This window comes from Legionella pelazae, from assembly GCF_052527395.1.
The window spans coordinates 448,372-464,067 of record NZ_JBNVZS010000001.1 but is presented as its reverse complement, the minus strand read 5'-3'; the positions used below and the strand labels follow the sequence as shown (position 1 = coordinate 464,067).

Sequence of the window (15,696 nt, the reverse complement as noted above, 5' to 3'; positions counted from 1 at the left end):
CGATAAAAGAAGCTTAATTGACTATTGAATACGGTATGTTGACAATTTACTATCCGCAAGCCGTAACTTTTATACTTATGTTCCGCGACTACTGGTTCGCGGAATTCAGAGAAGGATCTTAATTACTAGATGCTGCCTATAAGTTACAGCACGTAAGCAATTGAACTAAGTTAATTTTTTTCCAATACAATACTCTTCTTTTGACCTTCAATAATAATTTTATTAGGATGATCGTGTAAAATACTAGCAGCAATTAAGAATTTACTCTCTATTGATAAAGGACAATAATCAACAATTTCTCCCACTTCTCGTTGACCTGATTCATCAAAAAGTTTATTTCCCGCACTAAACGATTCATTAGTATGAATTTCAAAAACTGCGAGGTGATGTTTTAGTTTAGCTCGATAATGGGTCCGTGCAATAATTTCTTGCCCTTTATAGCAACCTTTATTAAAACTAATATAACCTTGACTATGAAGTTCAAGCCGATGGGGTAAGAATAAACCACGCGTATTAGGATAAATTTCTACTTTTGCTTGTCTAATTTGCAGGCGATGCCAAGCTAGTGAGCCCCAAAATTGTTGATTCCTTATAAAAGGTATTGTCAAAGCATTATGATTAGCCGCAGGACTAACAATTATAAAATACGATTCCCCAAGACAGTAACAATAACACTCTTCATTTATAGATAAGTCATATTTATTCTTAGGTAAGCGAGTATAAAATGGTAGCTCGTCATTTTTATTACCGTGATAAAATCCATACACTCTATAGTCACTTCTAACTTGTAATTTTACCCGCGATAACATGGCCACTTTACTTAAACTGGCTAGCGTATCTGAAACTAAATCAGTAGCTAAGATAAGTTGGTAAGTTGTGGTGTTAACGATATCAAGTAAAGCTTGGATGCGACCTTTTAAATTACATAATGCACCTTGACGCATAGTATTATGATTTATATCGCGCACATCACAGGTTAGTTGCCCTTGTAAAAAGGATTCAGCTTGATTGCCTTCAACACTTAAGACTGTTAAATACGATAAATCAAAAAGATAATTTTTATCTTTATTTAAAAGAAGCTCACGATTGAGACCCTGAACTGCAGTATATTTACGTGTATTGATGATGTAAGACTCTTGATTCATGGTTGTATTAACCTTATTTGCGATGAGTACAAAGTTTAGTGTAATATCGCTATTTTTGACAATTAAAAGACGATGATTGATCAAACTCGGAAATCTAGAATTCAGTGGCGTTGTCGGCGGGGGATGCTTGAACTTGATCTGTTACTTAACCAATTTATTGAACAATCATTAGATAAACTACAGGATAACCAAGTCGGTACATTTGAGCAGTTACTCACTGCGTCTGATCCAGAATTATATTGTTGGTTAATGGGTAGTGAAAAACCCGCTGATAAGGAGATATTAGCCATTGTCGAACTTATCCAGATGTGCAATCGAGTTAAGTAGGTCATCAACTTATCTTCGTATTACTTTTCTCATCTATATTTTTGCTGCTTATATATTAGTTAATAGTCAAGTTTGGCGGCCTATTCAGACTGGCCTACTAGTTGGTTTAATATTCAATTATATCTCTATTTATGTTAACCCCTTTCCTTACAAACATTTTAAAAAATTAATTTTTCTAAAAGATGAATGGATTTTAACTAATGGTTTTGATATGGAGCTTAGATATCAGAAAATGCGAATCATCCTTGATTGTGGCTTTTTCTTTCTATTAGAATTAAGTGGCGAAAGAGAGTGTAAGGTAGTAGTTATTTTTGCAGACCAGCTATCCAGAGATCAGCATCGTATCTTAAAATTAATTGAAAAAACGCATTAGAGATTCGTGTTATATTGAAGGGTTAATTTAGTTTATACCGCCTAACATGAATCTTATTGGAGAATTTTCATTACTTTAAAATTTAAGAGATGACTCATCCCCTGAATCTAAAAAATCTTCCAACATTTCTTGGTCATCTTCAATAGAGATATCAGCTTTTGATTCTAAAAAATCCTCTAACATTTCTTGGCCATCTTCAATAGAGATATCTTCTAAGCTTTTTGTTTGGTTTCCTTGAGCTCTAATGGCATTTATTCTAGCTGCATACTCTTTGTCCACTTCAAAATGGTGAAAGAACCTGCCTTTATAATCTAATTGGCTATCATTACAGTTGCTGTCAGTAAACTCCTGAACACTCTCTTTATCTTCATAATTATAAGTAACAAATTTACGACTAGCGACGTTTCCCATTATTGTGCTCAAATAATTTGCATAGTGCTCAAATTCCTTTATGCCAATATATTTTCTTGCTATTTCAATCACATCTTTGACTTGTTTCGCCACTAACATTCTGATTTCTTCTTTTGATAGCTTACTAGTTTCTAAATTAATAGGCTCAATTGCTTTAAGATCATCGACAAAGGCATCTAACAACCTATTAGCCGATTCAGGCACTTTCTCTTCGGTCTCGAGTTTTGTTTCTGAAAGAAAAAAGGGTTCAACAAAAGAGCGATATTTATCTTTTATGTCACTTGACGCACCAAATAATACGCCCCTTACTATCATTTTGGCTGCTTCATTTGGACCAATTTCATTGAATTTTGGCATATTAATTACCATTATGATTGAATAATATACATTATAGTAAATAAAAATTAAGAAAATATTAAAAGCGATTAGCCAAGCTTTATTTAGATAATAGAAAACATAGTCAAATTAGTAGATTATCTGGCACAGGTAAACTTACTCATTATAAATACAAAAAGGCCATCAACCTAGCTAAAGAAATATGTTAGAATGCAGCAAATAAATTTGTAAGACAAAAATATGCTACAAAGTGATCGACTCATAAGTGCTACAGCTGTCCAAGAAGATGCTATTGAGCGAGCCATTCGCCCTTTAAGCCTTGAGGACTATATTGGACAAGACGCTGTTCGCCAACAAATGCGTATTTTTATTGATGCTGCCAAAAACAGGCAAGATGCTCTTGATCATGTGTTAGTTTTTGGCCCACCTGGATTAGGAAAAACAACCTTAGCAGGCATTATTGCGCATGAACTTGGGGTTAATTTAAAACAAACCTCAGGACCTGTGCTGGAGAGAGCGGGTGATATCGCTGCACTTCTTACCAATCTTGAAGAAAATGATGTACTTTTCATTGATGAGATACATCGTTTAAATCCTGTCATTGAAGAAATACTTTATCCGGCTATGGAAGATTATAAATTAGATATTATGATTGGCGAAGGTCCGGCTGCTCGCTCTATTAAACTTGAATTACCACCCTTTACTTTAATTGGGGCAACGACTCGAGCAGGGTCATTAACTTCGCCATTACGTGATCGTTTTGGTATTGTACAGCGTTTAGAATTTTATTCAGTTGACGCGCTAACGAAAATTGTAGCGCGATCAGCTCGTTTACTGAAAGTTTCAACTGAAGAAGAGGGCGCTCGCGAAATTGCACTGCGTTCACGTGGTACACCCCGAATTGCTAATCGCCTTTTAAGGCGTGTTCGTGATTATGCTGAAGTATGTGGTAAAGGTGTCATCACCTTAGAAATAGCAAAGCTTGCCCTAAAAATGTTAGAGGTTGATCAACATGGTTTTGATATTATGGATAGAAAATTGCTGCTGGCCGTTATTGAACGATTTGCTGGTGGCCCTGTAGGTGTTGAGAGTATTGCTGCTGCTATTGGTGAAGAAAAAGGGACAATTGAAGATGTTATTGAACCTTATCTCATTCAGCAAGGGTTTTTAATGCGTACTGCTCGAGGCCGTGTGGCGTCTGAGTTAGCCTACCAGCATTTTGGCATGGGCTTATCCAATCGTGAGCCAATCGATGAATCTTAAAGAGATTTACCAAACTAATTTTCGTGTCTATATCGAAGATACTGATGCCATGGGTATTGTTTACCATGCTAACTATCTTCGTTTTTTTGAGCGAGCACGTTCAGAGATGTTACGGCAAACTGGCTTACCTTTAACTCAATTAGCAGCACTTGATTATTACTTTACAATTACAGATATTAAATTGCATTACTATTACCCTGCGCGTCTAGATGATGTATTATCTATCAGCACTTTTATTGCTGATAAAAGTAGTTGTAGTTTGTTGTTTGAACAAATAATGGAAGCCAAAGAAAAGTTGCTTTGCCAGGCCAATATTAAAGTCGTGTGTGTAAATAAAGGAATGAAACCAAAACGTTTACCAGATAATTTTAGCTAATAACGTTTTAGATTAATTTTAACATACCTATTATGTGGAGGAATAAAAACATGGGTAGCCATGCCAGTGTTTTGGGTTATTTTGTACAAGCAGGTATTGTCGTCAAAGTTGTGATGCTGATTTTGCTTATTGCATCAATTTTTTCATGGACACTTATTCTTCAACGAGCTTGGTATTTTAATCGCAAAAGACGCGAATACAATAATTTTACTAAGCGTTTTTGGGAAAGCACGGATCTAAGCAAATTATATACTGACATTGATAGTAATCCGCGTGAAAAGCAAGGATTAGCTGCAATTTTTCATGCCGGTTTTAAAGAATATATTCGCTCCAGGAAACACGGCGCTGTCGTACTTGAGCCTATTCAACGAGTTATGCAAATTAATCATGCGAGAGAGGCTACTAAACTTGAGCGCCACCTCCCTTATTTTGCCTCAGTAGGATCCATTGCACCCTATATCGGTTTATTTGGTACAGTTTGGGGAATTATGACCTCCCTTCAAGCATTAGGCCAAGCTCAACAAGCTACGATAGCGATGGTGGCTCCTGGCATTTCTGAAGCCTTAGTAGCAACAGCGTTAGGCTTATTTACAGCTATTCCTGCAGTGATTGCTTATAATCGTTATTCAACGCGGGCAAATAATTTATTAAATCAATATGATTTATTTCAAGATGAGTTAGTTGCTCTAATCGAACAGCAAACTGCCGCGCCAGTTAGAGGATAATATGTTAAGAAAAAAGCGAACTAGTATCCGTCCAGTAGCTGAGATCAATGTCGTACCTTATATTGACGTTATGCTTGTTTTATTAGTTATCTTTATGATTACAGCGCCTCTACTAACACAAGGTGTCACGGTCGATTTACCTAAAGCTGCCAGTGAATCCTTGGCTTCTGGTGATCGCGAACCCATCATTGTTTCTGTTAATCAGCAAGGTGATTATTTTTTAAATATTCATAGTCAGCCTAATAGTCCTATTGAACAACATGCTCTAATGGTACGTGTAGCTGCTGAATTAGAATTAGCAAAACAAACGCACCAAGCACTGCATGTACTTGTTAAAGGTGATCAAGGTGTGGCTTATGGTAAAGTCGTTACTGCTATGGGGTTACTAAAACAAGCAGGGGCAGAGCAGGTTGGCTTATTAACAGATTCTTCAAATGTAATACAGGAGAATCAAGGATGATTGATAATAGTTACCGCAAATCATTTTTTGGCGCCCTTTTTTTACATCTTATTTTGGGCATTTTATTATTAGCTGAATCAACGAGCCCAAGGCCAGTTTTAGTCAAAGAGACTGAAAATAAACCAGGACAGATCATGCCTGCAGAGGTAATAAATCAGCCGCCTAAGCCTGAGATTGTAAAAGCAGTTAGTGTTGACAGTAAAGAAGTTATGGATACGGTAAACCGATTAAAAGAAGAGCGAGCCAGACAACAAAAAGCTGAACAAGATCGGCAACTTGCTTTAAAAAAACAAGCTGAAGCTGCGCGTAAGGCACGCCTACAAGAACAACAACGTTTAGCCAAATTAAAGGAAGAAGCTGCTAAATTGGCATTAGCTAAAAAGAAAGCAATAGAAGAGGAGCAAAAACGTTTAAAACAATTGTCACTACAAAGAGAGCAAGAAGCTAAGCGCTTAGAAGATCTTAAAAATAAACAGCGACAATTAGAACAAAAACAGCGCCAGGAGGCAGAAAAACTTGCTCTGCTTAAACAAGAAGAACAAATGAACTTAGCTCGCGCCGAACAAGAAAAGAAAGAGAAAGAAGAGCTTGAAAAGGAAGCAAAAGCGCAAGCAGAGCGTTACCGCGCTGAGCAGGCAGCAAAAGAAGCTGCCGAGAAGGCAAAAATTGCTGGTGAAGTGAATAAATATAAAGCAATGATTATCAATGCAATTAGCAGACAATGGATTTTGCCTGAAAATGTTAATAGCAGCTTATCGAGTCAATTTCGTATTCGTTTAGCGCCAAGTGGTGAAGTTTTAGAAGTAAGTCTAATACGCAGTAGTGGCGATCCTCTACTTGATCGTTCAGCACAAACAGCCATTTATAAAGCATCACCGTTACCTGTGCCAACTGACCCAGCAACGTTTGATTTATTTCGTGATATTAGTTTAACCGTAAGACCTGAAAATGTTAGGGGGTAGGTAAATGCTTAAGCAAATTATAACACTACTATTTCTTGTATTTGCAAAATCCTTATTTGCGCTGGATCTGGAATTAACTCAAGGGGTTAATTCTGCCTTGCCAATTGCTATTAATCCTTTCGGTTATGATAGCCTAAGCCAGGATTTCACTAATGTTATTAATAACGATTTACGTTTTTCTGGCCGGTTTAAAATAGTAACTCTTCCTCCTAACTCGGCTGAAGGTGTGTCATTTAATGTATGGCGCCAAGCGGGTGCAGACAGCTTATTAACAGGCCATATTATAAAGTCTGGATTTAATCATTATGAAGTTAGTTTTAAGCTCGTTGATGCAGTAGCGCAAGGTCGTGTATTGTTAACTCAAAGCTTTCAAGTTAGTGCTAAAGAGATGCGCGCATTAGCCCATCATATTAGTGATTTGGTCTATGAGAAGCTAACTGGTGAGAGAGGCGTTTTTTCTACGCGTATTGCCTATGTATTAGTGCAGAGGCAAGGTGGTCGTTCTAAATATTCTCTTGAGGTGGCAGATGTTGATGGCCATAGTCCACAAAGTTTACTCGTATCAGCAGCCCCTATTATGTCACCTTCTTGGTCTCCTGATGGTAGACATATTGCTTATGTTTCTTTTGAAAAGAAAAAGGCACAAGTTTTTATTGTCAATGTTGCAACCGGACGAAGAACATTGGTCACTGATTTTATGGGTATAAATGGAGCGCCGGCTTGGTCACCGGACGGGCGACAACTTGCTGTAGTACTTTCTAAAGGGGGTAGCCCTAAAATATATAGTGTGGATTTAAGCAGTGGCAATTTAAAGCAATTAACCTTTGGTGAGGCGATTGATACCGAGCCAAGATTTGCACCTGATAATCGTTCGTTACTGTTTACTTCTGGCCGCGGAGGCTCACCACAAATTTATAAATTATCACTTGCTGATGGTAATATTAGCCGTATAACTTATGAAGGTAATTATAATGCTCGCGCATCCTATACACCTGATCAAAAACATATTGTTATGCTGCATCGGGATGAAAATAGTCGTTTTACCATTGCCGTACAAGATATTGATAAGAGTTATATAAATCAGTTGACGTTTTCACCTTTAGCAGAGTCACCCTCTGTTTCACCTAATGGTCGTTTAATTTTATATGCAACGCGTTATCAAGAGAAGGGTGTATTAGGGATGGTTTCAATTGATGGACGCATTAAAGTACGTTTGCCTACTCGAGAGGGTGATGTACAAGAACCAGCATGGTCACCGTATTTAGGATAAATAATGAGAAAACAAATTCCAGTAATAATTGGCTTTGGGTTAAGTTTAGGACTGAGTCTAAGTGCAGAAGCTTGGAACAGTGTAGGTCATCGCATTGTTGCTCAAATTGCTTATGACCAACTCACACCACAAGCAAAACAAATTTATAATTCTTATAATCATGCTCTTGATGAAGTATATGGGCCAAGATCACTTGTTAGCGCCGCACCTTGGTTGGATAGATTACGCTATCGAAATGAGCTATGGTTACAACCGATACACTATATTGATATTCCTTATTCCATTGATAATACGCCTGTCATTGAGCCGGATAAAATTAATGCCGTTTCTGCCATTAATGAAGCCATTTCTATTTTAAAAAGTGAAACGGCCTCTAATTATGATAAAGGTTTTAGCCTGCGTATTCTTTTACATGTTATTGGTGATATTCATCAGCCAATGCATGCAGTCAGTCTATTTAGCAAATCTTATCCTAAGGGCGATCAGGGCGGAAATTTAATTACATTAGCACCTAATCCTGTGGCTAGTAATTTACATGCTTATTGGGATAATGGAGGTGGGTATTTAAAGACGCATTATTCTTATCAGAGTATAGTAAAAAAAGCTCACAGCTTAGAAAAGCGCTGGCCTTGTGATGCGAATTCTGATTTATTAAATCCAAGCCAATGGGCAGAAGAATCTCATCAATTAGCCGTTGAATTAGCTTATCTATTAAAGAATGGTGATAAACCTTCTAAAGCATATCAGCATGCAGTTAAAACAACTGTTAAACAGCGATTAGCTACGGCGGGTTGTCGGCTTGGAAATCTATTAAATAAACTTGCCAAAAATTAGTACGAAAGATATTTTTATTGATTTATGAAAAATTAATGCTCACAATTAGCAAATTTTAATTTTGAACTTAGCTTGAAAATAAATTTCTGTGAGCTTTATTATGTCTTATTCAAATGTAACAGATAGTCCACTCGGCCAATTCCTTTTATCAGTAGAAGAACGTCTTAAATCAGCAAAAAATAATAGTGAATTTAAAGCAGATAAATCGGAAGCAGCAAAAGAAACAGCTAATCAAATTAACAAGTTGTTAAAATTAATCGATCAACTACGTAGTGTAATGAATATTTATAATCGGGGTGGCGGGCCTGGTTTAAGTGATTTATTTGTACTTCCAAAGCTTATTAGTTTAAGAAATTTATCTAGAGACTACGCAAGTCCTTCTTATCAATTGTATCGTTTTCTTAAAAAGAATTTAGCTAATATCAGTCAAACAGCTGCATCACAGTTTTTACTAGAAATCCCAGAAAATGAAGTTGATTTTACGCAAAAATTAGATCATCTAAAGGAACAAATAAACGCTGCACTTTTAAAAAATGCAACTATACAAAGTCTTAGTGCACAAACAATAATTGATGATTTATTGAAAAATACTAATTTTTCCTTTTTTACGCCGGCTTATATTAAAGGGAATAAAAACAACTTTATAAAAGATATTACTCAAGCCCTTTTAGGAAATTTTAAACAACAATATTTAAATTCATTATTGCAACGTTATGCTTTTCAAATTAAACATCCAATCATGTTTGACGTTATAGCTGATTTATCTAAGTTATTATCTACTTTACCTAAAGATGATTTCTCAAAGTTAGTTCCCTTTTTAGATCCAGCAGCAATTGAGAATACATCAAAGCTTATGAATAAACCAATTATTCATAAAGGCCGATTCGCTTTTGAAGTTAGTGAGACTAAAAATATAATTGATATTAATGGATTGTATGAACAGTATGCTCCTCATAGTTACCAATTAATTGACTCAACCATTGCGGATTATTTTAGAGATTTCGCTGAAACACAAAAAGTAAAAAGTGAAAAAGCAAAGGGTGCATTGATTCAGGGAACTGTCGGCCATTTAGTGCAAGACTGTAAAACAACAATAGCTAATATAACGTTGCAGATTAAGAGTCTGACAATGGATCAGGTTAAACCAGAACAATATTCTAAGACATCTTTATATAACTTAATTCATAAACTAGATGAATTAAAACAACTTCAAGTCGTTACTCAAGAGTATTTAGTTAAGTATAAAAATGCCTTAATCCAAAGGATTCATTCAAAAACGTTTTTAAGCGAAATAATTAAAGAATCTCACGGACATTTAACGCCCTTATTTGTTAATTATCAAAAGTTTGGTTTAACTACGCATTCTATGCAAGAGTTATTAACTACGACCTTTGTTAATATTTCAAGCGATACACTGCACTTAATGACCGTTAAAGAATATATTGATAATATTTTTAATTCCTTCCAATTAGAAATTGGGCAGCTACTTAATCAAGCTAAAAAAGAGCTGGTTGCTCAAATGAAGGAAATATGGCGTAAGTGGATAGATGAGGAAAGAGATCAGTATCTTAAAGCAACTACAACAATTAGCGACTGCTGTAAGGAAATGAAAACGAAGGCTGAGCAGTTTAAGCTTGAAATAGACATACCTCCCGAAGATTTAGAGCTTAAATTAGATTATATTGCTAAAAAATTTACTGAATTAGACAGTCAAAAGCATGCGCTTCAGACTTTACAGCAGGAGCTGGATTTACAGGAAAAAAAATTAAAAGAGCTCAGTGCAAATACAGCTATTCCAGAAGACTTAGTTACCTTATTTAGTGATGAAATTCAGAAAGAGTTTCATCATTGGTATGAAACAGAACAAAATCATTTAGTTGAGATAAAAACAGCGATTAAGCAAATTGAAATGACTCTAATTGAACAAGATAGCGTGTTAAGAATGCTCGATGAAAAAATTCAATTTGAGAAAAAAATGAGTGAAGGGAATGTCAATGAGCTTAAAGGTGTATTAGAAAGTAGATTACAGGCGCTCAATGATTTACGCAAAAATTTTAATCATCAGCAGTTGCAAGAAAAGCAAGAAGAGCTTAAATCCATTCAAACACTAACACCAAGAGAGGAGTTAGATGTCTTACAGAAAAGAGTTAACAATAACATGACCGCTTTTAGAGAAGTGTTGGAAGACTTTTCTAAACCTTTAACTATTCTCAATAGTAGTATTTCCACAGAAAAGAGAAATGAAATTATAGAAGTTTTAGAGCAATTAGTTGAATTAGATCGTTTGGCAGTCATAAAGTACATTGAAACGTTAGGGCAAGTTCATGAGGATGATATCAAAAATAATGAACTGGTTGAGCTATACAGAATTTACAATTGGATAGATAAGCAATTAATACCGGCAGCTAAGCAAGACTTATCTATTAGTCAAGTTAGAAATCTATTTGAAGGGGTTAAAGAATTTAATAGTCTTCATTTAAATAAATTATTTTTTGATATTATTTGCCCGGATGTAAAAATCAATAAACCTAACCATTGGAAAGAGTTTTATCAACGCTTAAGACTAATTTTTCATCCTTCAATTTTCCAGAGTGAAACAGCCAGGGCGAACAATACTCTAAAGTTAAACCAGTTAAAAAAATTAGCGGCAGAGGCCCACAAGATTTTAGCACTCACCAGTCCTTTAAAAGATATAATTAATAAATTAAAAAATTTAGATAAAAAAATTGCAGAGGATAAAGCAGATATTGTTACTTTAGAGCAAGAAATACAATTGCAGGAAGATATTAACAATTTACAAAAGAAAGAAAAACAATTATTTACTTTAAATCAAGAAATTCAAATTTTAGATAAACTAATTACCCTATCAGAAGAAATTCAATTCTTAGGCCGCGAGATGAATGATTTAAAAGATAGGTTAACTAACTCTCCTGCAGTATTGGACAACTTTGGAGAGAGGCAATTTTCTATTGAAGCTTATCATGAAAGTTTACAAGTTATTAATCAAGAATTGCAAGAGTTAGGCTTCTTATTAAAGCTAACTGATTTTAAGGATTACCAAGTAAAATTTAAACAGCTAAATCATCTATGTTTAGAACTACAAAATAATCTAACTGCAATGACCAATGCTTATCATAATAAGATAACTCAATTTTTTGATTTAAAAATTAAAGAGATACAAACAGCTAAAGATGAATTTAATCAATTGGTTAAAGTATATCTACAAAAAGAGGAACCTAGTGCCACTGATATTAATACTCTATTTAATAAACTTAAGGATATTGAAAAGGAAGTGGAAGAAAGCAAAAAGGGTTCAAAAATAATGATAGCAAAAATTAAACCTATTGAAGTCTTATCTTTGCAAGAGAGTATTAGCACAGTAAACGCTGATTCAGCAGAGTTAGCTGTTTCTTTAGTGAAAAAATTACAAGACTATATTAACAGTTTAATTCATCAAGCTAAAGAAAAAGGCGATCGCATTACTATTAATATCATTGATGAGCATAAAGAAGATATTAATAAAATGTATAGACAAGAGTTAGATGCAGCTAATTTACTTATGGAAAAAGCTAACCTCGAGCTCCTAAAATTAAAAGCAGTTTTATCAAAAGATAAATTAGCAGAATGTCCAGAATTAATCAGAAATATTGAAGATATCGAAAAAAGTAGTGATAAAGTTAAAAATGAATTAATTGTTAAACAGGGCTGTGTGTCTAGCGCTCAAAGCCGTATTTTAGCGCGTATAGTATTAGCAGATCGCTTTAAGCAGGAGTTAGATAATTATCTGACAAAGCGCGCCAGAAAATTTAATTTTAAAGATACATTTACTTCAAAAGATAGCCGCGCGCGTGAGTTATTTATTAAAGGATCATCAACAGAGGATGGTTTAAAAAATTTTTTAGATAACTTTATAAAAGATGGCAATAGCCAAAAATTAGTGAAATTTATTAATACTAATAAATCATACTTCCCAGGCCAGCAATTACAGCCTTTATTGAATCGTTTAATAATAGCTGTTAGAGATTATGAAAAGACATTGCCTATCGATTACAGTGATGATTTAAGTTCTGAAGTTTATTGGCCTGCTGTGAATCTTGAGAGAGCTAAATCTGTCCTAGATAGTTTGCAAAAAAATAACACTACAAACGCCTTAGCTCGAGGAATAAAAAGATTATATGACGATATTAAAGTCATGCATAATTATGGTATTGAGATAAATAGTGATGATCATCTTAAAGGTATAACGAGTAGCTCAGGTCAGACTGCAGTGAGCTTAGCTAATCGCTTAAGAAAAAATTTAGATGAATTTTTAGTGAAGAATGAAGAGGCACTTATAAGAGGAGGAATAGTTCGCAAACATTTACTTCTCTTATTTCATGAGAATTTTAAAACGCTTTTACATAGTGAAGATGATAAGTTGAGTAAACATAGAGAAGCTTGGAAACCAATTTTAGCTAATATCGCGCTAAATGTTTTTACACTTATAAAGCTTGTTGTAAGCAAAATAGCTACCCATCAAGCAACCTTTTTCTTTCAGAAAACTGAGCGTATGCAAAAGGTTGACGCAGTAGAACAGTCCTTAGATAAGGTTGTGCAGAGCAATCTCAGCTTGATTTAAGATTAATTACTTTTGTTGTTACAGATGAAATTAAGTTTGTTGGTAAGTGATCAGATGCTACTACTACCGAGCGGCTGTATTTGGCGCACCTTGTGCGAAAATAATGCTGCAAATGCTTACATAAATAGCTATGCTGCTTTTTTCCAGCATTATTTTCGAGCAACTCAAATTCAATTGTTCACCAAGATATTGATATACTTCCTCTGATCGCTTTTACGTGTGTTGTGTATTGGAAATCTGACTTAGAATTATGGGCGCCAGAAATTTTTTTGCTAGATAAAGTGAGGCAATTGGATTTAAATGGCCATAATCAAAGGTAACTAATCCTACCTTTTTATCTTTGCCTAAATAAGTTAGACAACCTTTTTTCGTGCAGAAAAAGTCAAATAGAGAAATATACTCTATATCTGGGCGATTTGCATATCTCTGCTTCATTACTTTTTCCGTTTTAAGAGCATATTTATCTAAATTGGTTTTGATATACTTAGGAGAATAAAGCCAATATTTTTTAGCAATCACTTTATATAAATGAGGTTGCCATTGAGGAACAGGGCCTAATATTAAAACATGGGCAATACCTAATTTTTTTAATTCTGTAGAAATTAATAGCAAGTCAGGATTATTTTCATGACCTTGCACTTGGGCAAGAATCACTATTTGCGGTTTTTCTTTTTTAATAGTTTCTAAAGCAAATCGATTAGAACGTTCACAGTAATGACTAGGATTTTGTTTAGAAACTAACTGGGGCAGACAAGCGGAAGAGGCTACCTGTAAAATAGAGATATCTTTAGGTAAGACTTTTGCTAAGCCATAGTAAAGTTGCTGTGCGTGAGAGTCACCCCAGATAAATATTCGTTTATTCGTTGTCGGAATATAACAACTGGAATCAATGGGTTCTTTTAAAGCAATTTTATCTTTTGAGGTTACATAATAATAATCACATTCCGTTCGATATTTTTTAAGTAGATCGTGATTTACTAGATACTTTAATTGAGGCGGATTATTCTCAAAAAAATTAAGGAATTCGGTTCTTTCTTTTAGCCTAAAACTAAAACCATTATTTGTATAAGTAACATAGCCAATTATACCTAACAAAAATAAGAAGCTAATGAGTCCAAGAGTTACTTTACTATTTTTAGAAAACCGTAATGGCTTTTCAGCTATCGCATAAGTTAGCCATGCCAGTACAATACTTATAAGCACTAAACTAATGCGTAATGACTTTGTTAGCTTAGCTCCAGTTATAAGATGAGCTAAGGATATAAGCGGCCAATGCCATAAATATAAAGGAAAGCTAATTAACCCAAACCAGACTAACACTTTGTGCGATAAAATAGTTCGGTTTATCCATGCATTAGGGCCAGCCATAATAACAAGCAGTGCACCAAAAGTGGGCAGGAGCGCCCACCAGCCGGGAAAAGTTTTTTTATCATTAAGAAAAAAAACCAGACTTAATAAAAGGCTAAAGCCAATGATCGATTGAACCTCTTGCCATTTTATTTTTCTCTGCATTAAAAAAAAATTTCTTGGCAAGGTATTAAAAAAGGAAAGCAATCGATCGGGATAAGTAAAAAGATAAGCCCAAGTACTACCTAATAATAATTCCCATACCCTTGTAATAGGCGAATAGAAAACGTCTGCTTCATGATTTCTAATATTTAATATATTTAAGGAAAAAGAAATAGTTAAAAGTAAAAGACAAATAATCAATAAATTGAATTTTCTTTTCCAGCCAAACCATAATAAAAATGGCCAAATGATATAAAATTGTTCTTCAATGCCTAAGGACCATAGGTGAAGTAGAGGCTTAGTGTTTGCTGCATTATTAAAATAGCCAGTTTCTTGACTTAAAATGAAATTAGAGATAAAAAGTGAACTAGCAGCAATATGTTTGCCAAGTTGCTCATATTCATCATTAAATAAACTAAACCAACCGATTATATAAATAACAGTTAGAACAAAAATTAGAGCAGGAAAAATACGTTTAATACGTCTGCTATAAAATTCTTTAAAGCTAAAAGCTTTATGCGCTAATTTATCAAAGATAATCTTACTAATTAAAAATCCTGAAATCACAAAAAAAATATCGACACCTATAAAACCCCCTTTAAAAAAATGAGGAAAGGCATGAAATCCCACTACAGATAAAACGGCAATAGCCCGTAATCCATCAATATCAGGCCGATATTTATAATTTTGCAACGCTTTGTAATCCTTTATAAAAAAATGAATCGTATATTAATCTATAAAAAGTCTTCTATACAAGCCAAGAAATGCTCTCACTTGCAATAAAAAATTTGCGAATTATTAGTCTTTTTAAAGACAATGATAACTTCTTAGCTCGCATAGTTTTATTTACGTTATTATTTATAATATTTTATTTGCTATGAGATTTATCTTTTTAAATCAATAGCTTTCTAGTTGAATTGAGAGTTGAACTGGAAAATTGGGTGCTCAATCATCTAAGACTTTTCATAAGTTCAGTATTACTTGCAGTTATTCTTACGCTGCTAGAAGGAGCTCGTAGCAGAGGCATTAATAATTTGCTATTACCTATCTGTACCTATCTTTTACTTTATTATTTTATCTACCGACC

At 34.4% G+C, this 15,696-nt stretch carries 13 protein-coding genes; 10 read left to right on the top strand and 3 right to left on the bottom strand.

Annotated elements, in window-relative coordinates; all coding sequences use genetic code 11:
* Positions 1 to 170: 170 nt before the first annotated feature.
* Positions 171 to 1,145, bottom strand: a complete 975-nt coding sequence (gene ygfZ / locus ACQUW5_RS02040; protein ID WP_444989508.1) for a CAF17-like 4Fe-4S cluster assembly/insertion protein YgfZ — start codon at positions 1,143 to 1,145, stop codon at positions 171 to 173.
* Positions 1,146 to 1,220: 75 nt separating this feature from the next.
* Here ygfZ and ACQUW5_RS02035 point away from each other — a divergent pair, with 75 nt between their 5' ends.
* Together ACQUW5_RS02035 and ACQUW5_RS02030 are read left to right on the top strand one after the other, a co-directional pair.
* Complete coding sequence (locus tag ACQUW5_RS02035) at positions 1,221 to 1,472, top strand: FAD assembly factor SdhE (protein WP_444989612.1); 252 nt, start codon at positions 1,221 to 1,223, stop codon at positions 1,470 to 1,472.
* A complete protein-coding gene (locus tag ACQUW5_RS02030) occupies positions 1,435 to 1,845 on the top strand; it encodes a hypothetical protein (protein ID WP_444989506.1) in 411 nt (136 codons plus the stop codon). Before ACQUW5_RS02035 ends, ACQUW5_RS02030 begins: the two co-directional genes overlap by 38 nt.
* A gap of 75 nt (positions 1,846 to 1,920) precedes the next feature.
* Here ACQUW5_RS02030 and ACQUW5_RS02025 read toward each other — a convergent pair whose 3' ends face one another.
* Positions 1,921 to 2,613, bottom strand: a complete 693-nt coding sequence (locus tag ACQUW5_RS02025; RefSeq protein ID WP_444989503.1) for a hypothetical protein — start codon at positions 2,611 to 2,613, stop codon at positions 1,921 to 1,923.
* 219 nt (positions 2,614 to 2,832) lie between these two features.
* Between ACQUW5_RS02025 and ruvB the strand changes: the two genes are divergently transcribed.
* The 8 genes from ruvB (at position 2,833) to ACQUW5_RS01985 (ending at position 13,100) form a co-directional block, all read left to right on the top strand.
* Positions 2,833 to 3,855, top strand: coding sequence for a Holliday junction branch migration DNA helicase RuvB (gene ruvB / locus ACQUW5_RS02020; protein WP_444989501.1), 1,023 nt, complete (start codon positions 2,833 to 2,835; stop codon positions 3,853 to 3,855).
* On the top strand, positions 3,845 to 4,231 hold the full coding sequence (locus ACQUW5_RS02015) for a YbgC/FadM family acyl-CoA thioesterase (RefSeq protein WP_444989500.1): 387 nt from the start codon (positions 3,845 to 3,847) through the stop codon (positions 4,229 to 4,231). Before ruvB ends, ACQUW5_RS02015 begins: the two co-directional genes overlap by 11 nt.
* Positions 4,232 to 4,281: 50 nt before the next feature.
* On the top strand, positions 4,282 to 4,956 hold the full coding sequence (tolQ, locus tag ACQUW5_RS02010; protein ID WP_444989498.1) for a protein TolQ: 675 nt from the start codon (positions 4,282 to 4,284) through the stop codon (positions 4,954 to 4,956).
* Position 4,957: 1 nt separating this feature from the next.
* Positions 4,958 to 5,416, top strand: a complete 459-nt coding sequence (gene tolR / locus ACQUW5_RS02005; protein WP_444989497.1) for a protein TolR — start codon at positions 4,958 to 4,960, stop codon at positions 5,414 to 5,416.
* Positions 5,413 to 6,378, top strand: a complete 966-nt coding sequence (tolA, locus tag ACQUW5_RS02000; RefSeq protein WP_444989496.1) for a cell envelope integrity protein TolA — start codon at positions 5,413 to 5,415, stop codon at positions 6,376 to 6,378. The genes tolR and tolA overlap by 4 nt, the downstream gene beginning before the upstream one ends.
* A gap of 4 nt (positions 6,379 to 6,382) precedes the next feature.
* A complete protein-coding gene (tolB, locus tag ACQUW5_RS01995; protein WP_444989494.1) occupies positions 6,383 to 7,648 on the top strand; it encodes a Tol-Pal system beta propeller repeat protein TolB in 1,266 nt (421 codons plus the stop codon).
* A 3-nt stretch (positions 7,649 to 7,651) separates the two neighbouring features.
* The gene (locus ACQUW5_RS01990; protein ID WP_444989493.1) at positions 7,652 to 8,482 is read left to right on the top strand and encodes a S1/P1 nuclease; all 831 of its coding nucleotides are present in this window, start codon (positions 7,652 to 7,654) and stop codon (positions 8,480 to 8,482) included.
* Positions 8,483 to 8,582: 100 nt separating this feature from the next.
* On the top strand, positions 8,583 to 13,100 hold the full coding sequence (locus ACQUW5_RS01985) for a coiled-coil domain-containing protein (protein WP_444989492.1): 4,518 nt from the start codon (positions 8,583 to 8,585) through the stop codon (positions 13,098 to 13,100).
* A gap of 213 nt (positions 13,101 to 13,313) precedes the next feature.
* Here ACQUW5_RS01985 and ACQUW5_RS01980 read toward each other — a convergent pair whose 3' ends face one another.
* Positions 13,314 to 15,302, bottom strand: coding sequence for an acyltransferase family protein (locus tag ACQUW5_RS01980; protein ID WP_444989490.1), 1,989 nt, complete (start codon positions 15,300 to 15,302; stop codon positions 13,314 to 13,316).
* Between the last annotated feature and the right edge of the window lie 394 nt (positions 15,303 to 15,696).

Coding starts and splice junctions, on each gene's coding strand:
- tolB (WP_444989494.1), top strand. CDS start 6,383: ATGCTTAAGCAAATTATAACACTACTATTTCTTGTATTTGCAAAATCC.
- ACQUW5_RS01990 (WP_444989493.1), top strand. CDS start 7,652: ATGAGAAAACAAATTCCAGTAATAATTGGCTTTGGGTTAAGTTTAGGA.
- tolA (WP_444989496.1), top strand. CDS start 5,413: ATGATTGATAATAGTTACCGCAAATCATTTTTTGGCGCCCTTTTTTTA.
- tolQ (WP_444989498.1), top strand. CDS start 4,282: ATGGGTAGCCATGCCAGTGTTTTGGGTTATTTTGTACAAGCAGGTATT.
- ygfZ (WP_444989508.1), bottom strand. CDS start 1,145: ATGAATCAAGAGTCTTACATCATCAATACACGTAAATATACTGCAGTT.
- tolR (WP_444989497.1), top strand. CDS start 4,958: ATGTTAAGAAAAAAGCGAACTAGTATCCGTCCAGTAGCTGAGATCAAT.
- ruvB (WP_444989501.1), top strand. CDS start 2,833: ATGCTACAAAGTGATCGACTCATAAGTGCTACAGCTGTCCAAGAAGAT.
- ACQUW5_RS01985 (WP_444989492.1), top strand. CDS start 8,583: ATGTCTTATTCAAATGTAACAGATAGTCCACTCGGCCAATTCCTTTTA.
- ACQUW5_RS02015 (WP_444989500.1), top strand. CDS start 3,845: ATGAATCTTAAAGAGATTTACCAAACTAATTTTCGTGTCTATATCGAA.
- ACQUW5_RS02025 (WP_444989503.1), bottom strand. CDS start 2,613: ATGCCAAAATTCAATGAAATTGGTCCAAATGAAGCAGCCAAAATGATA.